Source organism: Bacillus sp. FSL W8-0848 (assembly GCF_038007805.1).
Classification (GTDB): Bacteria; Bacillota; Bacilli; order Bacillales; family Bacillaceae; genus Bacillus; species Bacillus glycinifermentans.
The window spans coordinates 2,604,159-2,623,920 of record NZ_JBBOYB010000001.1 but is presented as its reverse complement, the minus strand read 5'-3'; the positions used below and the strand labels follow the sequence as shown (position 1 = coordinate 2,623,920).

The 19,762-nt window shown below is 43.4% G+C and carries 37 protein-coding genes; 30 read left to right on the top strand and 7 right to left on the bottom strand.

What is annotated here, in order from left to right; genetic code table 11:
• Positions 1–34 precede the first annotated feature (34 nt).
• The gene (locus NSQ39_RS13830) at positions 35–478 is read right to left on the bottom strand and encodes a YslB family protein (protein WP_046131940.1); all 444 of its coding nucleotides are present in this window, start codon (positions 476–478) and stop codon (positions 35–37) included.
• 304 nt (positions 479–782) lie between these two features.
• On the opposite strand from NSQ39_RS13830, the gene NSQ39_RS13825 reads away from it, so the two are divergent.
• The 7 genes from NSQ39_RS13825 to NSQ39_RS13795 all read left to right on the top strand — a co-directional run bounded on the left by NSQ39_RS13825 (position 783) and on the right by NSQ39_RS13795 (position 5,538).
• Entirely contained in the window at positions 783–1,391 is a 609-nt protein-coding gene (locus NSQ39_RS13825; protein WP_216899129.1) for a succinate dehydrogenase cytochrome b558 subunit, read from the top strand.
• Between the two features lie 33 nt (positions 1,392–1,424).
• The gene (gene sdhA, locus NSQ39_RS13820; protein WP_046131942.1) at positions 1,425–3,188 is read left to right on the top strand and encodes a succinate dehydrogenase flavoprotein subunit; all 1,764 of its coding nucleotides are present in this window, start codon (positions 1,425–1,427) and stop codon (positions 3,186–3,188) included.
• Positions 3,185–3,949 (top strand): succinate dehydrogenase iron-sulfur subunit, encoded by a 765-nt coding sequence (gene sdhB / locus NSQ39_RS13815; protein WP_046131943.1) that lies wholly within the window; start codon positions 3,185–3,187, stop codon positions 3,947–3,949. The genes sdhA and sdhB overlap by 4 nt, the downstream gene beginning before the upstream one ends.
• 59 nt (positions 3,950–4,008) lie before the next feature.
• The gene (locus NSQ39_RS13810) at positions 4,009–4,467 is read left to right on the top strand and encodes an acyl-CoA thioesterase (RefSeq protein WP_175075723.1); all 459 of its coding nucleotides are present in this window, start codon (positions 4,009–4,011) and stop codon (positions 4,465–4,467) included.
• Between the two features lie 18 nt (positions 4,468–4,485).
• On the top strand, positions 4,486–4,653 hold the full coding sequence (locus tag NSQ39_RS13805; protein WP_254416523.1) for an SDR family NAD(P)-dependent oxidoreductase: 168 nt from the start codon (positions 4,486–4,488) through the stop codon (positions 4,651–4,653).
• Positions 4,632–5,165, top strand: coding sequence for an SDR family NAD(P)-dependent oxidoreductase (locus tag NSQ39_RS13800; protein WP_335497044.1), 534 nt, complete (start codon positions 4,632–4,634; stop codon positions 5,163–5,165). The genes NSQ39_RS13805 and NSQ39_RS13800 overlap by 22 nt, the downstream gene beginning before the upstream one ends.
• 187 nt (positions 5,166–5,352) lie before the next feature.
• The gene (locus NSQ39_RS13795) at positions 5,353–5,538 is read left to right on the top strand and encodes a helix-turn-helix domain-containing protein (RefSeq protein ID WP_341015487.1); all 186 of its coding nucleotides are present in this window, start codon (positions 5,353–5,355) and stop codon (positions 5,536–5,538) included.
• Between the two features lie 22 nt (positions 5,539–5,560).
• Here the strand turns inward: NSQ39_RS13795 and NSQ39_RS13790 are convergent, their stop codons facing one another.
• From NSQ39_RS13790 to NSQ39_RS13775, 4 genes are all read right to left on the bottom strand, one after another.
• On the bottom strand, positions 5,561–6,037 hold the full coding sequence (locus NSQ39_RS13790; protein ID WP_341015485.1) for an ImmA/IrrE family metallo-endopeptidase: 477 nt from the start codon (positions 6,035–6,037) through the stop codon (positions 5,561–5,563).
• Positions 6,038–6,136: 99 nt separating this feature from the next.
• The gene (locus tag NSQ39_RS13785) at positions 6,137–6,658 is read right to left on the bottom strand and encodes a hypothetical protein (RefSeq protein WP_046131946.1); all 522 of its coding nucleotides are present in this window, start codon (positions 6,656–6,658) and stop codon (positions 6,137–6,139) included.
• A 93-nt stretch (positions 6,659–6,751) separates the two neighbouring features.
• Positions 6,752–7,033, bottom strand: a complete 282-nt coding sequence (locus NSQ39_RS13780; protein WP_046131947.1) for a hypothetical protein — start codon at positions 7,031–7,033, stop codon at positions 6,752–6,754.
• Positions 7,034–7,296: 263 nt separating this feature from the next.
• Positions 7,297–7,665 (bottom strand): helix-turn-helix domain-containing protein, encoded by a 369-nt coding sequence (locus NSQ39_RS13775; protein ID WP_046131948.1) that lies wholly within the window; start codon positions 7,663–7,665, stop codon positions 7,297–7,299.
• Positions 7,666–7,799: 134 nt separating this feature from the next.
• Here NSQ39_RS13775 and NSQ39_RS13770 point away from each other — a divergent pair, with 134 nt between their 5' ends.
• Positions 7,800–8,036: a helix-turn-helix transcriptional regulator gene (locus NSQ39_RS13770; RefSeq protein ID WP_011197841.1), complete on the top strand. Its 237-nt coding sequence runs from the start codon at positions 7,800–7,802 to the stop codon at positions 8,034–8,036.
• A gap of 169 nt (positions 8,037–8,205) precedes the next feature.
• Here the strand turns inward: NSQ39_RS13770 and NSQ39_RS13765 are convergent, their stop codons facing one another.
• Positions 8,206–8,481, bottom strand: coding sequence for a hypothetical protein (locus tag NSQ39_RS13765; protein ID WP_341015479.1), 276 nt, complete (start codon positions 8,479–8,481; stop codon positions 8,206–8,208).
• Positions 8,482–8,552: 71 nt separating this feature from the next.
• Here NSQ39_RS13765 and NSQ39_RS13760 point away from each other — a divergent pair, with 71 nt between their 5' ends.
• Positions 8,553–8,693, top strand: coding sequence for a hypothetical protein (locus NSQ39_RS13760; protein WP_341015477.1), 141 nt, complete (start codon positions 8,553–8,555; stop codon positions 8,691–8,693).
• Here NSQ39_RS13760 and NSQ39_RS13755 read toward each other — a convergent pair.
• The gene (locus NSQ39_RS13755; RefSeq protein WP_046131949.1) at positions 8,690–9,001 is read right to left on the bottom strand and encodes a hypothetical protein; all 312 of its coding nucleotides are present in this window, start codon (positions 8,999–9,001) and stop codon (positions 8,690–8,692) included. The two genes, NSQ39_RS13760 and NSQ39_RS13755, sit on opposite strands and share 4 nt — an antisense overlap.
• Positions 9,002–9,124: 123 nt before the next feature.
• Between NSQ39_RS13755 and NSQ39_RS13750 the strand changes: the two genes are divergently transcribed.
• The 21 genes from NSQ39_RS13750 to NSQ39_RS13650 all read left to right on the top strand — a co-directional run bounded on the left by NSQ39_RS13750 (position 9,125) and on the right by NSQ39_RS13650 (position 19,691).
• Positions 9,125–9,265 (top strand): hypothetical protein, encoded by a 141-nt coding sequence (locus NSQ39_RS13750; RefSeq protein WP_164918169.1) that lies wholly within the window; start codon positions 9,125–9,127, stop codon positions 9,263–9,265.
• Between the two features lie 52 nt (positions 9,266–9,317).
• Entirely contained in the window at positions 9,318–10,007 is a 690-nt protein-coding gene (locus tag NSQ39_RS13745; protein WP_046131950.1) for an ORF6C domain-containing protein, read from the top strand.
• Between the two features lie 66 nt (positions 10,008–10,073).
• Entirely contained in the window at positions 10,074–10,637 is a 564-nt protein-coding gene (locus NSQ39_RS13740; RefSeq protein ID WP_046131951.1) for a helix-turn-helix domain-containing protein, read from the top strand.
• Position 10,638: 1 nt separating this feature from the next.
• Positions 10,639–10,896, top strand: coding sequence for a YqaH family protein (locus NSQ39_RS13735; protein ID WP_046131952.1), 258 nt, complete (start codon positions 10,639–10,641; stop codon positions 10,894–10,896).
• A 542-nt stretch (positions 10,897–11,438) separates the two neighbouring features.
• Positions 11,439–11,633 carry a hypothetical protein gene (locus tag NSQ39_RS13730; protein ID WP_046131953.1) on the top strand — a complete coding sequence of 65 codons (195 nt, stop codon included), beginning with the start codon at positions 11,439–11,441 and terminating at the stop codon, positions 11,631–11,633.
• Positions 11,626–11,814 (top strand): hypothetical protein, encoded by a 189-nt coding sequence (locus NSQ39_RS13725; protein WP_046131954.1) that lies wholly within the window; start codon positions 11,626–11,628, stop codon positions 11,812–11,814. Before NSQ39_RS13730 ends, NSQ39_RS13725 begins: the two co-directional genes overlap by 8 nt.
• Positions 11,814–12,764 carry a YqaJ viral recombinase family nuclease gene (locus NSQ39_RS13720; RefSeq protein ID WP_046131955.1) on the top strand — a complete coding sequence of 317 codons (951 nt, stop codon included), beginning with the start codon at positions 11,814–11,816 and terminating at the stop codon, positions 12,762–12,764. Before NSQ39_RS13725 ends, NSQ39_RS13720 begins: the two co-directional genes overlap by 1 nt.
• 1 nt (position 12,765) lies before the next feature.
• Positions 12,766–13,617, top strand: a complete 852-nt coding sequence (locus NSQ39_RS13715) for a recombinase RecT (RefSeq protein ID WP_046131956.1) — start codon at positions 12,766–12,768, stop codon at positions 13,615–13,617.
• Between the two features lie 167 nt (positions 13,618–13,784).
• Positions 13,785–14,756: a winged helix-turn-helix domain-containing protein gene (locus NSQ39_RS13710; RefSeq protein ID WP_052948542.1), complete on the top strand. Its 972-nt coding sequence runs from the start codon at positions 13,785–13,787 to the stop codon at positions 14,754–14,756.
• Positions 14,746–15,528, top strand: a complete 783-nt coding sequence (locus tag NSQ39_RS13705; RefSeq protein ID WP_052948543.1) for an ATP-binding protein — start codon at positions 14,746–14,748, stop codon at positions 15,526–15,528. The genes NSQ39_RS13710 and NSQ39_RS13705 overlap by 11 nt, the downstream gene beginning before the upstream one ends.
• 12 nt (positions 15,529–15,540) lie before the next feature.
• Positions 15,541–15,684, top strand: coding sequence for a hypothetical protein (locus NSQ39_RS13700; RefSeq protein WP_164918168.1), 144 nt, complete (start codon positions 15,541–15,543; stop codon positions 15,682–15,684).
• A 93-nt stretch (positions 15,685–15,777) separates the two neighbouring features.
• The gene (locus NSQ39_RS13695) at positions 15,778–16,236 is read left to right on the top strand and encodes a DUF1064 domain-containing protein (protein ID WP_046131957.1); all 459 of its coding nucleotides are present in this window, start codon (positions 15,778–15,780) and stop codon (positions 16,234–16,236) included.
• A 119-nt stretch (positions 16,237–16,355) separates the two neighbouring features.
• The gene (locus NSQ39_RS13690) at positions 16,356–16,520 is read left to right on the top strand and encodes a hypothetical protein (protein WP_167543086.1); all 165 of its coding nucleotides are present in this window, start codon (positions 16,356–16,358) and stop codon (positions 16,518–16,520) included.
• A gap of 75 nt (positions 16,521–16,595) precedes the next feature.
• The gene (locus NSQ39_RS13685) at positions 16,596–16,802 is read left to right on the top strand and encodes an XtrA/YqaO family protein (RefSeq protein ID WP_048355006.1); all 207 of its coding nucleotides are present in this window, start codon (positions 16,596–16,598) and stop codon (positions 16,800–16,802) included.
• Positions 16,803–16,836: 34 nt separating this feature from the next.
• The gene (locus NSQ39_RS13680) at positions 16,837–17,232 is read left to right on the top strand and encodes a YopX family protein (RefSeq protein WP_341015457.1); all 396 of its coding nucleotides are present in this window, start codon (positions 16,837–16,839) and stop codon (positions 17,230–17,232) included.
• Positions 17,229–17,615 (top strand): YopX family protein, encoded by a 387-nt coding sequence (locus tag NSQ39_RS13675; protein WP_341015454.1) that lies wholly within the window; start codon positions 17,229–17,231, stop codon positions 17,613–17,615. Before NSQ39_RS13680 ends, NSQ39_RS13675 begins: the two co-directional genes overlap by 4 nt.
• Positions 17,612–18,031, top strand: a complete 420-nt coding sequence (locus tag NSQ39_RS13670) for a YopX family protein (RefSeq protein ID WP_341015452.1) — start codon at positions 17,612–17,614, stop codon at positions 18,029–18,031. The genes NSQ39_RS13675 and NSQ39_RS13670 overlap by 4 nt, the downstream gene beginning before the upstream one ends.
• Entirely contained in the window at positions 18,031–18,285 is a 255-nt protein-coding gene (locus NSQ39_RS13665) for a hypothetical protein (protein ID WP_341015448.1), read from the top strand. The genes NSQ39_RS13670 and NSQ39_RS13665 overlap by 1 nt, the downstream gene beginning before the upstream one ends.
• Positions 18,286–18,568: 283 nt before the next feature.
• The gene (locus NSQ39_RS13660; protein WP_341015446.1) at positions 18,569–19,174 is read left to right on the top strand and encodes a hypothetical protein; all 606 of its coding nucleotides are present in this window, start codon (positions 18,569–18,571) and stop codon (positions 19,172–19,174) included.
• Positions 19,171–19,425, top strand: a complete 255-nt coding sequence (locus tag NSQ39_RS13655; RefSeq protein WP_341015444.1) for a hypothetical protein — start codon at positions 19,171–19,173, stop codon at positions 19,423–19,425. The genes NSQ39_RS13660 and NSQ39_RS13655 overlap by 4 nt, the downstream gene beginning before the upstream one ends.
• On the top strand, positions 19,422–19,691 hold the full coding sequence (locus NSQ39_RS13650) for a hypothetical protein (protein ID WP_341015442.1): 270 nt from the start codon (positions 19,422–19,424) through the stop codon (positions 19,689–19,691). The genes NSQ39_RS13655 and NSQ39_RS13650 overlap by 4 nt, the downstream gene beginning before the upstream one ends.
• Positions 19,692–19,762 lie beyond the last annotated feature (71 nt).

Genomic DNA, 19,762 nt, shown 5'->3' with positions numbered 1-19,762 from the left:
GGCTGCATCATATCCGGCAGCCCTTTTTCATGTATTATGCCGGATCTTTCAAATCCCACTTCACCGTCAACACGACTTTTTCGGCTCTTTTTTTCACCTGTTCGTATGACTCGGCGATGTGCTCGTTCATCTGCTGGATTTGTTCGGCGATAAATCCGGCTTCAAGCTGAAAGCAAGGCTCTTTTTGAAATTTGAGACGATTGGAGACCAGCGGGCCTTCCAGTTCAAATTCGAGTTCCTGTTTTTTTGAATGGACCATTGTGAGCGTTCCCCATCCCGCATCATGAAAAAACGCAGGGATATCCTCCCATGATTCGAGCGGGAACTTTCGGGCGAGGTTTTTCCCGGCCCAGTACATCATGTCGGCATAGTCTTGTCCCAGCATATCCGGAAGAACCACTTCCCTGATTAATTCATAGGCATATGCGGAGACTTCCAGCTCTTTTAATTGCGCTAAGTTTGCTTCATATTTATTCATATCCAATGTCTCCCCTCTTTCCTCCGTATATTATAGCTTAAATGGGGCCGAAGATTACAGCGCGGACATGCGTTTTAACAGAAAAAAATTTGATATATTTATATTTTAATAAAATAAAATTTTCTGAAATATAATTAAATATTAGAAAATTTCAATTTATGTACGCGTTTTCTTGACGCCTATTTCTCATAGGAGTAAAATGAAATTGTCATAAAATCTTAACAAAGTGCGATATTTGAAACAGGACGGGGATAGGAGACCTTTCAATTTTTCTGCACTTTTCAACTACTAGGGGGTAAAGCAATTGGCCGGGAACAGAGAATTTGTGTATCGAAGATTGCATTCTTTGCTTGGCGTCATACCGGTTGGCATTTTTTTAATCCAGCATTTGGTTGTCAACCACTTTGCGGCAAGAGGAGAAGAGGCATTTAACAATGCCGCTAGTTTTATGGAAAACCTGCCGTTCAGGTACGCTTTGGAAATCTTCGTGATTTTCCTACCGCTGATTTATCATGCTGTTTATGGTGTATACATAGCGTTTACAGCGAAAAATAATGCGAGCCAATTTGGGTACTTTAGAAACTGGATGTTCGTGTTGCAGCGGATTACTGGAATCATTACCTTAATTTTTGTCAGCTGGCACGTCTGGGAAACGCGGATTGCCGCCCAAATGGGGGCGGAAGTAAACTTTGACATGATGGCTGATATTTTAAGCTCCCCGATCATGCTCGGCTTTTACATTGTAGGTGTCCTTTCAACGATCTTCCACTTTTCAAACGGTTTATGGTCGTTTGCTGTCACTTGGGGAATTACTGTCTCCCCGCGTTCGCAGCGAATCTCCACGTTTGTGACAATGGGAGTCTTTGTTGTGCTGTCCTATGTAGGGCTGAGAGCGATTTTGGCATTTGTGTAAAAGAACTAGATTACTAGAGGGAGTGGGGCTGGCATGAGTAACTCAAGCATTATCGTCGTCGGCGGAGGACTCGCGGGTCTGATGGCGACCATTAAAGCTGCGGAAGCAGGAACAAACGTAAAACTCTTTTCGATCGTCCCTGTGAAACGGTCGCATTCTGTATGCGCGCAGGGCGGAATCAACGGTGCGGTCAATACGAAAGGCGAAGGAGACTCTCCTTGGGAGCATTTTGATGATACGGTTTACGGCGGTGACTTTTTGGCCAACCAGCCGCCGGTTAAAGCGATGTGCGAAGCTGCGCCGTCAATCATTCACCTGCTCGACAGGATGGGGGTCATGTTCAACAGAACACCGGAAGGGCTCCTTGACTTCCGGCGCTTCGGGGGAACGCAGCATCACAGAACGGCATATGCCGGAGCAACGACGGGCCAGCAGCTTCTGTATGCGCTCGATGAGCAGGTTCGCCGTTTTGAGGTCGAAGGACTTGTTTCAAAATACGAAGGCTGGGAATTCCTCGGCGCCGTACTTGATGACGAGAGAACGTGCCGGGGGATCGTCGCGCAAAACTTAACGACGATGGAAATCGAATCGTTCCGCTCTGACGCCGTCATCATGGCGACCGGCGGACCCGGGATCATCTTCGGAAAATCGACAAACTCCATGATCAATACGGGATCAGCGGCTTCGATCGTCTACCAGCAGGGTGCATATTACGCAAACGGAGAATTCATCCAGATTCACCCGACGGCCATCCCGGGAGATGACAAGCTGCGGCTGATGAGCGAATCGGCCCGCGGGGAAGGCGGACGGGTCTGGACCTATAAGGACGGAAAACCTTGGTACTTCCTTGAGGAAAAATATCCGGCATACGGAAACCTCGTGCCGCGCGATATCGCGACACGCGAAATTTTCGATGTCTGCGTCAGACAAAAGCTCGGAATCAACGGCGAAAACATGGTGTACCTCGATCTTTCCCATAAAGATCCGAAAGAGCTTGACATCAAGCTTGGCGGAATTATCGAGATCTATGAAAAATTCATGGGGGACGACCCTCGCAAGCTGCCGATGAAAATCTTCCCTGCGGTTCATTACTCAATGGGCGGACTTTGGGTCAACTACGACCAAATGACAAACATCCCGGGACTGTTTGCCGCAGGAGAGTGCGATTATTCGATGCACGGCGCAAACCGCCTCGGCGCGAATTCGCTCTTGTCCGCGATTTACGGCGGCATGGTGGCCGGGCCGAAAGCCGTTGAATACGTCCAGGGGCTTGAAACATCCGCCGAAGACCTGTCTTCTTCTCTATACGAGTCTTATGTCGGAAAAGAAGAAGAAAAATGGGAGGGCATCATGAAGATGGACGGCAATGAAAATGCTTACGTCCTTCACAAAGAGCTCGGCGAATGGATGACGGACAACGTGACGGTCGTGAGGCACAACGACATGCTTCTGAAAACGGACGAAAAAATCCAGGAGCTTATGGAACGCTACCGCAACATCAATATTAACGATACGGCGAAATGGAGCAACCAAGGGGCCGCATTCACGCGTCAGCTGAGAAACATGCTGCAGCTGGCAAGGGTGATTACGATCGGCGCATACAACCGGAACGAAAGCCGCGGCGCCCATTATAAACCGGATTTCCCTGACCGAAATGACGAGGAATGGCTGAAAACGACAATGGCGAAACATGCTGGCGATTTTGAAGCCCCGAAATTCCATTATGAGGATGTCGACGTTTCATTAATCGCACCGCGTAAACGGGATTACACGAAGAAAAAGGTGGCGAAATCATGAGTGAAAATAAGACAATCAGGTTTATCATCACTCGTCAGGATACATCGGAATCCAGTCCTTACCAGGAAGAGTTCGAAATTGCTTACCGTCCGAACATGAATGTCATTTCCGCTTTAATGGAAATCAGAAGAAATCCGGTTAACGCAAAGGGAGAAAAAACGACGCCCATCGCCTGGGATATGAACTGCCTCGAAGAAGTGTGCGGCGCCTGCTCCATGGTGATCAACGGAAGGCCGCGACAATCGTGCACAGCGCTGATCGATCAGCTTGAACAGCCGATCCGCCTTGAGCCGATGAAAACATTCCCGGTTGTCAGAGACCTTCAGGTCGACCGGAGCCGGATGTTTGATTCATTGAAGAAAGTCAAAGCATGGGTGCCGATCGACGGCACATACGATCTCGGGCCTGGACCGAGAATGCCGGAAAAAAGACGGCAGTGGGCGTACGAGCTGTCAAAATGCATGACATGCGGCGTCTGCCTTCAAGCTTGCCCGAACGTCAATGATAAATCAAGCTTCATGGGTCCTGCCCCGCTTTCGCAAGTCCGGCTGTTCAACGCCCATCCAACAGGAGCGATGAACAAATCGGAGCGGCTTGAAGCGATTATGGGAGACGGCGGCCTTGCCAACTGCGGAAACTCTCAAAACTGCGTGCAGGCATGTCCGAAAGGAATCCCTCTCACAACATCGATCGCTGCATTAAACAGGGATACAACCGTTCAGGCGTTTAAAAACTTCTTTGGAAGCGACAACACGGAATAATGAGAACGCACCTCTTCAGTTTTGAAGAGGTGTTTTCATGATATAAGGGGATGAATAAATTGAAATTTCCTTCATATATTGAGGGGTCATTCGACAAATGGCGCCAGTCGTTTTCCTTTTTTGAAAAGGTGTCTGTCCGTTTTTCGGAAACGGATATGTTCGGCCATATGAACAATGTGACACCGTTCATCTATTTTGAAGAAGCGAGAATTTCTTATTTCAAACATCTTCAGGCGATGGATGACTTAACAGTCAGCCGGACGATTCCTGTCGTTGCAAGCCAGCAGTGCGACTACCTCAGGCAAGTCATGCTCCATGAGAACGTAAACATCGGCGTCAAAACGGCAGCTCTCGGACAAACGTCGCTCACGCTCCATTACCTGGCGGAAAACGAAGCGGGGGTTCCTTGTTTTACAGGAAAAGCCGTCATGGTTCAAATTGCAAGGGATACGGGGAAACCCGAAAGCTGGACAGACGAACAAAAAAACAAATTGTCAGGTTCATTTCCTGAGAAATAATATGCAAGGAGAAAAGAGATGAAGAAAGCAGCGGTGATCGGCGCAAGTTCCGGCATCGGGAGAGAGCTTGCAAAACAGCTGTCAGAGAGCGGTGTTACCGTCGGGCTTGCTGCAAGGCGGGAAGAACTTCTCAAAAAACTTCAGAATGAACTGCCCAACCCCTCATATATCAAAAAGTTGATGTAGCCGACGCTAAAACGACGAATATACTGTTAAAGGATCTGATTGATGAGATGGGACAGGCGGACGCCGTCTTCATTTGTTCAGGTGTCGGCTATACAGAAAGCGAACTCGGCCGGCAAAAGCAAAAAGAAAAGATTGATGTGAATGTATTGGGGTTTGCCGTATGTGCAAATCTGTTTCTCGATCATTTCGTCCAAAACGGACGCGGCCATCTTGTCGGCATCTCATCGATTGCCGCATTAAGGGGAAGCGGATCAGGCGCCTTATGCAGCGCTTCAAAAGCCTTCGTCTCAAATTATATAAAAGGCCTGAGAAGAAAAATGAAAAGCACGGGGGCCGACATCGTCGTCACCGAAATTCAGCCTGGCTTCGTCAACACTACGCTTGCCAAAGGGGAGAGGCTGTTTTGGGCGGCTTCTCCTGAAAAAGCAGCTGAACAAATTCTTAAGGCTGTCCGAAAAAAGAAAAAACACGCTTATATATCAAAAAGGTGGCGGATCATGCCTGGATTTTGAAGTGCATTCCTTAATGGAGGCGGTTTGTCCCGCTGTTTTTCGAAAAAACGAAAAAAAGGTGTTAGCGGTTACCCTTTTCTCCTTCGGAAACGTCACCGACTTCAGGGATGTTTCATATGATATCACGACTATATCGAAACCCATTCGTTTCAGATCAGCTCTCACCTAGCAAGGAGGGTTACAATACTTGAAGGAGAAAGAGTTTCAATCAAAGCCGCTGCTAACAAAGAGAGAAAGAGAAGTGTTCGAATTGCTCGTTCAAGACAAGACAACAAAGGAAATTGCAAGCGAGCTCTTTATAAGTGAAAAAACTGTTCGTAATCACATTTCCAATGTTATGCATACCTACGGCAAACGATTAATCCATGATTGAGCCTTTAAAGGCTCTTTTTTGATTATATAATTAGGCGGGTTTTGCTGAAATACATATTGAGGCGGACTTTTGCGAATGGCTCAGACACTTTGAATGTCTTGGCAATGAAGCGGGTATCAAAAAATTGATTATGAGGAATTTTCATCCCGTGGAGCATGAAAGTAGGGATACAAAAGTGATATGAGAAGTAATTTGCTTGACCTTCCTGATAATCTGACCAGAACTTTGGCATTGTTTTTTTGTCTCCTTCATGTCTGAAGAGGTGGCACAATTCGTGTGCAAAGTCATCCCACTGCTCACAGCGGATTTTCCGACTATCTAATGAAATCGTATACACATCATTGTATTTAAAGGAAAAAGACGGAGATGGTTTGAAATAAACTCTGATTCCTAACAGCTCGGCGATGAGCTCGAAATTAATTTGCTCGGGTGTTGTGATGTTGATTCTTTTATACAAGTTTTCAATCCAATCTTCTAAATGACTGTTGGTATACACCAAGATGAATTCCCCCTTAAATGTCAATGATTAATAGGAATATATGTTCTGTTTTTTATATAAAAGAAAATCCCTGCAAATAGGGATTTTCTTATGTATCAATTACTTCACAGGAACAGTGAATGATACGTCTTTATTTTTCATAAAGTCTTCAGTCGTAACATCACCGAATTTTAGTTTAACCTCTTTCACGCTGTTGACATCGATTTCTTTACCTTCAGGTACAGTAAATTCAAGAACACCGTCTTGTTTTACGCCGCCTTCGACGTCTCCACCTACTTGACCGTCGGTTAAGAACATATTAGCGTCTAACTGTATGTCACCCACTACTGCTTTACCTTGGTCAGGATAGAAGTGTAGCTGTTTATTTGTAGTGTTTTCAATGTTGATTCCTACATTAACTTTGTCTTTCATAATTTTAACATCGCCTAGGTTGATCTTCATTCCTAAAGCGTTAGTTTTTTGTTTGCTTGCATCAATTTTTTTAGAACCGTCGTCTTTCTTCTCTTCTGTCTTCTTGTCTTTAGAATTGTCTGCCCCTGTTGATACGTCATCCGTTGATCCGCATGCAGCTAATGCCAGAGCAAGACCAAGAGATAAGAATAAAACTAAAAATTTCTTCAAACTAAATACCCCCAGTTCATATATATGTACGTCTTTTATAATAGGCTAAAAAACTCAAAATTTCAACATTATATTACAAAAATGTCAAAATATTCACTGTTGTTTGCGGGCTTTTAGTGTATGAATCTCGAATTCTGCATCGGCTACCTTGCGATTAACAAAGATGACGCCTTCTTTAAGGGAGCTGATTTCTTCAAGAAGGAGATTATCTGAATTGATGTTCTCAGCATGCTGTGCGTCGACCTTTTCATTTAGTTTATCGATTTTCTCATTGATGACATTCAACTTGGAACTTGTGTCCTGTTTGAAGGAATCGAAGTCCGTTCTGAATTCTGTTATGGCATTCAGAATCATATCCAGTTTTTTGTCTTCCATCGTTTTCACCTCTTTTTTAGACTCGAAAACGCCAAAATTTTTGGTACTCCTTTAGTAATCCATTGGGAAACAGAGAGAACTCCATTGGGAAACGAACACCCCTCAAATCCCTTGATACACAAGGGCCGAAAGGCTTGTATATTTTTACATCGGGAAACGGATAGACTTGAATTAGTTTCCATTCGTCTTTTTTGGGAAACTTCTATAGATAACTAAATAACTAAAGAATAACTAAATAATATATATAAGGAGTCGTTCTTCACTCAATCAGATTTCTTTTTCCGACCTTCTTTAAGTTGCTCCGTGATGATTTCGAGGGCAGCATCTAAAATCTCCGGTGTAATCTCTCCGTCACGGGCAGCGAGGAAGGTTTTGGGATCCTTTAAAATTCTCTTTGCTTCGTCTTCGAAAATTTTATCTTGAATCTTCGGATCGGTGCCTCGAAGTAAGTAGTCAATTGAAACATCGAAATAATCAGCTATTTTAATTAGAATTTCATATTCCGGTTCTCTTCTATTTTGCTCATACATACTAATTGTGCTTTCTGCAAGACCTAAATGTTCCCCTAATTTTTTTTGAGAAAGATTCGGCCTCATTTTCCTGAGTTCTCTAAGTCGATCTCCGAATTTCATATTCATCACCTTTATAGATAATATCACGATTCGTGACGTTTTACAAAAAAACTTCACAATATGTATTGACTTTACGAATCGTGCGGTTTAATATAATAGACAAGAACAACACGAAACGTAAAGGAGGAGGGCAATTGAATAAAAAGGTTATTGGTGCAAAGTTGATGAAACTAAGAGGCGATAAAACCCGGTCTTTAGTTGCAAATGAGCTTGAAATAAGCGAAAGTACATTAGCTATGTATGAATCGGGTCACCGCACACCTCGTGATGAAATAAAGGTTCGTATAGCAAATTATTACAAAAAAACAGTGCAAGAAATTTTTTTTGAAGATCAACTTCACGAATTGCACGGTAAATCCCACACAGCGTAGGAGGTGGAAATAATGCTTGAAAAATTGAAAAGCGAAATCGAGTTACTCGAACGCCGAAAAGCCACTCTAATGGTCGAGATGGGCAAGCAGAACTTTAATGAATTATCAGATCTGTTGGTAGCAGAGATTCAAAAAAGAGACCTGCCGCCGCATCTCATAATCGACTTTTTTAATTATCTAGGTCGAACTTTTCGATTGGCACATGTACATGAACAAAATCAACAGTGAAAAGAGGCTCATTTTTCCTCTCTTCATGATTTTTACGAAAATGATAATTCAAATTCCAAACAGTCCCTAGTGCATTCTTAAGTTTCTCTGTCATAGCTTCATCGAGTTCTTTACTGCAGTATGGGCACATTATAGGTAATTGTTTTTCAAAAGAATGCCAAAAAACTTGAAAAGTATTTTCACAGTTGTGGCATTTAATATCAGCTCTTGTTGCCATATTCTCACCACCTTTCAAAAAGATTCTATCACGGAAGAGTGAGTGATAAACCACAGCATAGGAGGCTGAACATGGAAACGAAAATGGTTGTTAAATTAACAAATCATCAAGAGTTCAGCGAGTTGCTCAAAAAGGCCACGAACCAAGTTGAACAACTCAGCAGAACTTTAGAGCAAATTGAAAACTTCAAACCAAAAGTAATTGTTGATTAAAGACCTAATTTTCTAACCACATATTCTTTCCCGGCAGTATCAAGCATTTCTCTCCAATTTGCAAATTTTGAGTTGCTGGATACGTAAGTGTCTAACTCGTGGTCAGGAATCTCTTGGAAAGTCGGATACTTTGAGAACATTTCATGACTTTCAAACTCTTCTAAAGAAGAGAAGCCGGTGTGTTTTCTTAAAAACGCTTCTGTTAGTAACTCGTTAAGAGGTACTTCATTAGTTCCTTGAAGGTCTTTAGCGGCTTTGCTCATTTTTTCAAGTTTTTTCTCAAATTTTTTAAAACCTTTAAATTTCATAACAATCACCACCTTTCTGTGAAAATTTTACCACATGAGAAAGGTTGATAGATTACAAACAAGGCAAAATCCCATGGTCAGTCCAACTGTCCAACACGAATACACTGACGTGAGGTGATCGCGATGGCGAAAGAAAAAAAGAAAAAGCAAACGATCCTCAAGGTCGGCAAAGAAGTATACGGCACGATGGACCGGGAAGAATGCTTCCGTAAAGCCCTCGAACCGTACTTTACAACAGATAAAGAATTAAAACTCAACGCTTGAAACATTTTTGCTTCACCCTTTTTTGATGGACAAGCTGCAAGGAGGTTATAGCATGAATCAATTACAAACGTTCAAAAATGAGCTGTTCGAAGTTGCTGCAAAAATCGAAAATGATCAAATTCTTTTCGATGTGGAACAGGTCGCGAGATCATTAGGAATTGTTGATGTTAAAAACGGCGTTAAATACGTCAGATGGAATCGAGTGAATAGCTATCTCCCTAAAAATTCGCCACAAGTGGCGAAAGGCGATTTCATCCCTGAACCATTGGTTTACAAATTGGCTTTTAAAGCCTCGAACGAAGTTGCTGAACAATTTCAGGACTGGCTTGCTATTGAAGTCATCCCAACAATCAGAAAAACAGGCCAATACGGCAGCCCGAAAATTTTATCTGAAAGAGAGCAGCGCATCGTATCTCTTGAACTCACTTTAGAAACTGCAAAGCGTCAGGACGAAATGCAAAAAGCCCTGAACAAACATGAAAATAAGTTGCTCGAACTTAGCGAAAAAGTGGACGAGCAAATCACACTTGATCACGGAGAACAGCGCCGGCTTCAAAAAGGCATAGCCCGACGAGTCTATTCTTTCACGGATGACAAGAAAGAAGCGGGGAGGCTTTTCAAGGAATTACATCGTGAAATTAAAGACCGATTCGGGGTTCCAAGCTATAAAGATGTGAAGCGTAAGGAGCTGTTAACCGCGATCAACTATATCGAAAATTGGGTGCCTCGAAAGGTTTCCTAAAACCTGTCGAGTACCCTCATTAATAAATTTTACCAAATAAATTACCGTGAAACAGGAGGCGAACGTATGGAGAACAACCCGTATAATCTGGATAATTTGCCCTCAATTATGCGTGAAATCCGAAAACGATACGGATTCAATCAATTTCAGTTAGGGAGATTACTTGGAGGAAAAGGACAACAGTATATTTCAGATGTTGAAAACGGATTAATTACCTTAACCCCACAGCTTTGTATTAAGTGGTTTGAGGCGTGCGAAGCTTATGAACATATCGATCTTGTACATTACCTTTTCCGGCTGCACCCAACAGCAGCGGCCCCGATCGATCCGGCATTGAACGAAAGTGCCAGTACGGCAGTGATCAATATGATTCACCAATTAAAAGAGGCGCTGCAAGCGACTGAAAACCTCGGGAAGTGGTTAGCTCGGGAACGACCCGGACGAGCTGCGGAATTACCGATAAACGAGATAAAACAAATTTTCGATCTGATCCCGGCCAATAAAACGCTGATCTACTCATTAGCCCGGAATCACGGTCTAAAAATTCAAGAGGTTGCCGACAGATGGACGCGAAAGGCGTTAGTCGATCATGTGGCAATGGCAAGAAAAGAAGAAAGGCAGGCGGTATAAGGTGAAAATCAATCATTTTCTAAAAACAGATATTGAGGCGGCTAAAAGAAAAATGGAATCAGTGGAAGATTTGTCTGGCATGCTTTCAGAAGCATTGAGTGATGGGGATTTTGAGGAAGCAATTAGTATGGCGGGAACCATCAAGGTTTTAGCTGAGGATTTAAACAGAATGGCAAACAAAGCACGATTGTATGAAACAGCTTTAAAAATGAGAAAAAGAGAACTTAATGTAACTGTGGTTAGCAGGTGTTTAAGATGATACTCCATTACGTTCATAAGCCGGCGACAGCGTTAGAAGTGCGTGCATGGTGCGCGAGAATCCGAAACTATCCTGAACTGCATCTTATATGGGATCAGCGTTTTAAAAAATTCAGAGAAAGAGGGTTGAAAAATGGCTAATGTATATGACTTGAAAGCGGCTTTAGCTGCGGTTGAGGATTTCCGTGACGAGGCAGCAAGCGGAATTGAAGAGGCTATCGAGAAAGCGGATCGATTATCGTTCGGATAATCTCGAAGAACTACAAGAGGGATATAACGAGGTTATTTCTATATTGGAAGACACCTTGAAGAAATTACGATGAGGAGTTGTTTCAAATGAACATCGAGCACCCAATGATCACAGAAATTAACCGTTTCGGCTACCCAAAAGAGTATTTGCGGTATGAGGACGAGGAAGAGCAGGAAGATGATGAAGAGTAAAAAAGAGCCCACTTGGCAGAGTGGACTCCCGGGCGATTGGTAAAGAATCATTTATCTAATTATACCAAATCGCCCCATAAAAAACAACGGGGGTTATGGAAAATGAAGCTAACAAGAAGTGAAAGTATTGAAATTATCAAAACCTATCTTGATGGTCAATGGGTACCGACGCCCAAGTTCCTTGAATCACTTAAAAAAATGGTGTCAGAAATCGAAAGATTAGAACGAAAAAATGAAGGTTTGCTAAAAACTGTACGAGCTTATCAAGCTGAGAGGGGGATATATCCTAATGACTAAAGCGATCACAGCACCATTCAGTAACAGACTTGAGGATCAGCAGAGGCTTTATAAGGTCGGCGGGTCTATTGTAATCGATAAACAGGGCAGGACGGTTTTCAGTTTCCCTTCAATGGACAAGTACCGGGAATGGCAGCGGCTCGGGGCAGAAGCACATAAAAGAAAGGTGGGGATCGTCTGATGCAAGCCGAAGTCCTTTCATCTACGGCCAATATGTCGCGGGAGGAATGGCTTTCAATAAGGCAAAAAGGCATCGGCGGGTCGGATGCTGCCGTTGTACTCGGTTTGAGCAAGTGGAAAACACCGTTTGAATTGTGGTTAGAAAAGACCGGACAAGTCATGCCGGAAGAATCTCAGAGCGAGGCGGCATATTTCGGGACCATTTTAGAGGATGTGGTCGCAAAAGAGTTTGAGCTTCGTTCGGGGAAAAAAGTACGTCGCAAAAATCAGATGTTGAAGCATCCTGACAATGAATTTATTATCGCGAACCTCGACCGGATGATCGTTGGGGAAAAAGCCATTCTTGAGTGCAAAACAACATCAGCATACAACATGAAGGAATGGGAAGACGACGAGATTCCAGCGAACTATATCGTTCAGGTTCAGCATTATCTTGGTGTCCTTGGCCCCGAGTATCGAAAGGCGTATTTTGCCGTCTTGATCGGCGGGAACAAGTTTGTTTGGAAAGAGATAGAACGTGACGAAGAGCTTATCCAAATGATCTTTGCTGCTGAAATTGAATTTTGGAATGACAAAGTGTTAGGCGGACAGGCTCCGGCGCTGGACGGCTCGAGCGCGGCGGAGGAATTTCTAAAAAAGCGGTACGCCGAAACAGAAAGTAATAAAGTGATTGATCTTTCTGCCGCAAATCGCGAGCGCATTAAACAGTATTTGCAGCTAAAAGAGCAAATTTCAGAATTACAGGTGCAAGCCAAGGAACTAGAAAATCAGATCAAGTTTGAGATGAAAGATGCCGAATACGGATTCATCGGAAACTACCAAACAAGCTGGAAACATGTCGCCTCTAAAAGAGTTGACACCGAAAAATTGAAAACGCAGTTTCCTGATATTTATGAAAAAGTCACTAAAGAAACGCATTCCAGACGTTTTGGAATTAAGGAGGTTGGCTGATATGGCAACAACTCAATCAATTAAAAATAACATTCAAGCGAAACAAAATAGCGCCCCGGCACAGCAGCAAGGGACGACGATGAAGGGGCTGCTTAAATCCCCAAGGGTCCTCAAACGTTTTGAAGAAGTCTTAGGGAAAAGGGCAACACAGTTCACAGCATCCATTCTGAGCCTGTACAACAGCGAAAATACTCTTCAGAGGGCAGAACCCATGAGTATTATTTCTGCGGCAATGGTGGCCGCCACGCTTGATCTGCCTGTAGATAAAAATTTAGGCTATGCCTGGATTGTACCGTATGGAGGAAAAGCACAGTTTCAGCTCGGGTACAAAGGCTATATCCAGCTTGCATTGAGGACAGGGCAGTACAAATACATCAATTGCATACCGGTTCACGAAGGGGAATTGCAAAAATGGAATCCGTTAACCGAAGAAATCGAGATTGATTTTGAAAAGCGCCAGTCTGATGCCGTGATCGGTTACGCTGCTTATTTCGAACTACTAAACGGCTTTCGGAAAACGGTCTATTGGACAAAGGCACAAGTCGAGAAGCACAAAAAGAAATTCAGTAAGTCGGATTTCGGGTGGGGAAAGGATTGGGACGCGATGGCCCTCAAAACCGTTCTGAAATCCATTCTTAGCAAGTGGGGCATTCTCTCTGTTGAAATGCAAAAGGCGGTTATCGAAGACGAGACACCAAGGGAAAGAATAGACATCACAGAAGATGCAGACAGCCCCGAGATCATCGACTATAACCCTGAGCAGGACCAAGAAGAAAAACCGAGCGCGCAGGATGCCGATCCTTTTGACGGCCAGCCTGTAGATATTAAAGACGATGACCTCCCATTTGATTAAGGTTCCGATCCCCTTCTGCTACAAGTGGCTGACAGCAGGGGCACCGAATCGCGCAAAGCTGTTTCGTTCTTACGTCGAAAGCTATCTGAAGACAAACGAACCGGGATTGAAATTAGTCCGCATCAGCGGAATGACAGCGCTGTGTGAAAGGAAGTAGGTGAGTGTATATGGATATGGAAGGCTGGGGTTATGTAGTTGCACCTGCTCGTGTATTTAAAAACAGGCGCGAAAAAATACTATACATGTGCTTACTTGAGGAAGCTGCTTTCGCTCCGTTTGGATCTTTAAAAACTGGCGAAGCTTTGATAAACGTGACGGAGTTAGCAAGAGATGCCTCCATTGATGTAAAAAAGGTCCGTTATTCGCTCAAGAAATTAGAAGAGGCGGGCTTCATCAAAACCCGACGGCTAAAGCAAAACAGAGGGCTGATCGTTACCATCTTGAATTACGAAAAACTTCAAAATACAAAGAATTACGGAAAGAAAAAAGCCCCGGCACCGGAGGAATCCGGAGAGTTAACGGAACATCAGGGAAAGGGTGAGGACATGCAGGAACAAGGTAAATTCAAAAACATTCCTGAATATGCTGAACACTTGAAAAAACAGAGTGTCAGTGACGAAGACACATTGAAAGATGCACTAGAAGCAGCGGAACTGAAAAATATGAACCTTTCAAGCGAGAAAGAGATCGATAAATTCGCAGACATGATAATCAAAATGGGCGCACTTCCTGAAGGAGTGAAAAAAGGCATATTGGTTAAATATCTCGACTGCATCCGTCTAACCCGAAGTCATTGCAAAATATCGGCCAAGCTTTTGGCGAATCACCTTGAAAAAATGAGTAAATACAGCGTTGATCAACTACATTATGCAATGTGGACGCATGCAGAGCATTATGACGACAAACGAGAAAAGTATACACTCGGAATTCTTCGAAACACAGACGACCATAAAGCACGGCAAGGCCTCATGAAATTGATGAACCGGGGAGGGAAACGAAACGATGAACAGTTTAGCACTTACCCTAAAGCAGTTGGAAAAATCCAATCCGAATCTAGCCAAGAGGTTGAGAGACTCGAAGCACTTGCAAGAGAAAAGGGCCTATCCGGAAAGATACGAGACACTCACTGTGATTTCTGAGGAAAACTGCATTTATAAGCAGTGTGATGGCTCCGGTCTTATCTGGATAAAGGATCATCAAGAAAATAGAGAGTTCATGAAAGAATGCCCTTGCAAGGCCGTCAAACTGTTAGAAAAAAAGCTGTTAGGCGCTCGGTTGCCTGAAGAATTTAAAGACGTAACCTTAAATTCATTTGAAATCGATGTCTATGAACAAGACATATCAAAAGAGCGTGCGGCCAACGCAAAACGGATTTCAAAAAACTATGTTTTGAAATTTGAACAGATGCGAGATCAAGGAAAAGGACTCTATTTTTACAGTAAGGAAAAGGGCAGCGGAAAGACAAGGCTTGCCGCAAGCATTATGAAGGCCATTATTAAAATGCACGACAAACCAGATACACCATTAAAAATTATTTATTCCTCAACAGCTGACCTGATCGGAGAAATTAAAAAGACGTTTGAAGAGGGTTCGAAGATAAAAACATCTGAAATTATAGAAGCGGCAAAGACAGCAGACTTGGCTATTTTTGATGATATCGGTGTTGAAAACGTAAAAGGTTGGATTGAAGAAACGTTTACACGAATCTTAGATTTTAGGCTGCAAAATAAAAAGCCAACGATCTTTACCAGTAACTTGGCTATCAATGAACTGGACTTGAAATATCCAGACGGCCGTATCAGCAGTAGGGTTGAAAAGCTTGCTTTCCCTGTTAGAATGCCAGATGAAAAGATCAGAAGTAAGATTGCACAACAGGAAAACGAACAGCTTTTGCAGTCACTTTTTGAATAAAGGAGATCAAACATGACAAACGTTCAAGTCAATCAATTAATGCCGGGAGTTTTTGAGGTAACGCCAAAGCAACCGGGTAAAGGGCAGGATCTAACCCCGGTCATCCGGGTTCTTGAAGAAAAAATCAAACAAATGGAGCTGATTCAGAGTGCTTAGAGCGGTGCCGGCCTTGCTGTCGATCCTGCTGCTGGCCGGATACAGAGAAAAACAGATTCAACAATGGTTACAAGATGACGGGAGGTAAGGGGCATGCGAGCAAATAAATTCAACGCCAAGAAAACATACGTTGACGGTATCAAATTCGACAGCAAAGCCGAAGCCAAGTATTACTTACAACTTAAATGGCTCAAGCAGGCGGATCAGATCAAAGACTTTAAGCTTCAGCCTCGATTCCTGTTGCAAGAAGCATTCATAAAGAACGGAAAAACTTTTCGGAAGATTGAGTATGTCGCAGATTTTGAAGTTCATAACTTGGACGGCAGCATCGAGATAATCGACATCAAGGGCGTTGCGACGGAAAGCTTTAAAATCAAGCGCAAGCTGTATGAACGCCGATACGATACACCCCTTAAAGTGCTCGTCTATGATGAATCGTTCGGCTTTATCGAAATAGACAAGCTGAAAAAAACAAAAGGAAAGGCGGAGAAATCCACTGCAAAGCGTAATAATCGCAGACGATCGGCCGTTGTGGGTTCGCGAAGAAGATAAGCTCATGGTCTGTATGACACGCTGTTCGCTTTATAAACAATGTTCCAGCCGGATGGGCGCAGATTGTAAGAAGCTCGGCGGCTCGGAAATACCGAAAATCAATTCAGGAGGTCGTTATGATGCAAGAAAACAATAACCCGTATAAACCCGGACCGGTTCACGAATGGAAGATGACGCCCGAGCAGCTGGCGGAATACGTCAAAAAGAACCCGATTATCTACCGGGAACACCTGAAACCGTCGCCAGCTTTCACAATGGAAAAATGGCAACCTGAACAGTATTAAAAAAGCACCGAAGCGCGCGGCCTCAGTGCTCTGATATGAACTGGTACTTCTATCATAGCATAAGGGGGCTGCCTAGTGTACAAACCAGAGCGAATAAATTTAAACGATGATTTAAGCTTCACAGAATCTATTGAGTCGGGGAAGGTCCGTGTCATCGTGTTAGATGGGAAGCAAGGAGCGGCCCACATCATGGATGCCCCAGAGCATGGAAAATCTATTATTCAAACGATAAACGGAAGTTTTAAACGTGTAGATTATGAGATTGGTTACAAAGTCGACTAATGAGCAGGGGCTTTCCCTGCGAGGGAGGAACAGGATGGATAATATCAAGATTCGTTATGTATTCAGACATAAAGCCAGCGGCAACATTGAAATGAAATGGTATAACATCGCGCAATTAGAAGCAAGGGCGGCCGCCGAGCTGTCTCCAGCGTTTTCCGATGAATATGAATTGATCAGCCGGGATTTATACACCGGATTAAAGGACGATACTGGCCGCGAGATTTACGAGGGGGATGTCGTGAAGTTCAAGTCTGTCTATTACGAAAACAAGATTATGAAAGCAGTGGTCAAGTTTAAAGATTCTCTTGGGGCGTTTGTATTCGATATGGGAGACGATCAAGGCACTTGGATAATGAACGCATCCATGAGAGAAATCGAAGTCATCGGCGACGTATATCGAAATCCTGATCTATTGGAGGATGCAAAATGAGAGAGATTAAGTTTCGAGGTAAACCGGTTGAGGATTATGGCGATATTAAATGGTTTTATGGCGGAATCGACTTAAACCATGATGACGAATTAGCTTATATCAGTACGCCTTATAACGGTCATGTTCCGGTAGAGTGGGAATCAATTGGGCAGTACACCGGATTGAAGGATAAAAACGGCCGGGAGATTTATGAGGGGGATATTGTAATTGATGAACGGAAGAACTCTGCAGAAGTAGTTTTTGACGATGGTTGTTTCTGTGTAATTGGATATTTGGGAGATTTACGGACCCATCCACTTCGTGATTCCCTATTTTGTGGTGAAAGGTTTGAAGTCATAGGAAACATTTACGAAGATCCTCAGCTATTGGAGGCGGCGGAATGAGAATGAGAGAGATTAAATTCCGGGCTTGGAACAAAGAAAAGGAAATCATGGTTTATGGGAATGAGGACGACAGCGAATGTTCATGGGATGGTGTTATCGCCTCCGATGTGGATATGGTCAATTCCAGATTAAGATATACCCTTGTATCGGAATATATCTGGATGCAATATGCCGGATCGATGCACGGGAAAGGCGAGATTTACGAAATGGATATAGTCGAATATGGGACTTTTAAAAATATCGGGGTTATCTGTTATGACACTCATCAAGCTATGTTTAAAATTGTGCCGGTTCAGTTCTATCTTGCAAATGCGGGGCATGGCGGATGGACGGGTCACCCATTAAGAAAAACCGTCCCGATGGAAGTCATCGGCGACGTGTATCGAAATCCTGAGCTATTGGAGGCGGCGGAATAATGGAACTTTTACAATCATCTTCTTTACTGCATACGATCAAGGCGCAGCGGGACAACATGATGACCATTGAAGAGCTGGCCGAGAAGTACGCGCTTCACCCGGATTACGTGAAATCGATCATTGAACGCACTGACGGACTGGCGATTAAGGGCAACGTCGTCTATGCTCCGAAACAATCGTTTCTGCTGCCGATGCTTGGTGTTGCCGGGCTGGTTGCGGTAATCGTGATCTTGCCGCAGTTGATAGGGGGATGACCAGACACCGGGGGAAAGAATGAACCATCTCAAATATGAATAAATGACAATATGATCAAATACCAAGAAAGGAGAAGGAGGCGCGCCAGTGATCGAATACAGCTGCCGTGAGTGCGATTACACGGAGTTAGATATAAAAATCCGGCCTAATGTTTGCTGTCCCATCTGCGGGCAGCACATGGGGGCTGAGGAAGAAATTTGTGATGAGTAGAGGGGGAGTGACATGGGAGTTCTTGACGAAATCGGGTTTACGCCTGAGCAATATAAAACATTGAGTAAGCATATGAGCGATGAAGAAATAGCACAAGAGGAATTACTGGTTTCCGGGCGCACTTTAAGCGCCTGGAAGCAAAGAAACGGCATAAAATCAGACAGGACACCGAGCGGCCGTAAATTTACCCGGGAGGAATGGGAAGAAAAACGCAGGGAAGGCTTGAAAGAACAACAAATTGCTGCTTTCTTCGGTTACAAAACATTCAAGCTTTATATTGATTATAAAAAAAGCATCGGAATCCCTAATCTGTCGAAAGAAAGAAGAATCAAAAGAACCCCGGAGTTTTTAGACGAAATACAAAATTATTTGAAGGATGGTCTTACAGTTAAGGAAATAGCGGAAAAATTGAATGTAGACATAACACCGGCTTATCTCGGCCGAATCATCAAAGAAGAAGGGCTAAGAGATGATGCAAAGATTGTAAGAAGTGTTATCAATAAAATCAGAAATCAACAGGAGAAGGGCTTAAAAAAATATGGTGTTCCGGTCAGTGTGGACTTATACAGCCTACGGGGATGGTTGCAGCATGCACTTGAAAAAACACTCGACAAGGCGGTTTATCTTGAAGCTGCTATACAGAAGATCGACGAAATCGAAGGGGGAAAAAGGAAATGACATTAGACATGATCATAAATGTAACTTACAAGAATGGCATCAAAAAAGAATATAAGATGATCGGCGACGTTAATTTTGACGAGGAACCATCAGAGGAAGTAAAGGCTGGTACGGCCGAGGAATTTCTGGATGCTTTAAAACAAGGGAAGATGTATTTTGCACATCCGAAAGGCGGGTTCTTAATAAACGGCCATGAATTGATAGACGCGGAAATCGAATTTGTAATCAATAAAAAGGGGGACTATTCATGAAATACTTTGAAGTTGTTGCACCATACTATGCGTTGATTGCGGCGGAGGATGAGAAAACAGCTATTGAGATATATTCGAAAGATTGGTTCGAAGTTGATGAGAGTTTCAACGAAAACGTTACGGAAGTTGATCGGAAATGTGCACTCGGTAAATTCAGGGATGTTGTTGGGCAAGAAAATCCGGATATTCACCTTACAAGAATGGTGGATGAATTCGAAAAAAGATCAAATGAGTTTCTATTGATTGATGGAAGGTTAGCGAAATGATCACAGCATTCAAAATCATCTTGTTGATCATCATGTTCTCAGCGTTTTCATACGCGGCCGGCGAGAAAGAA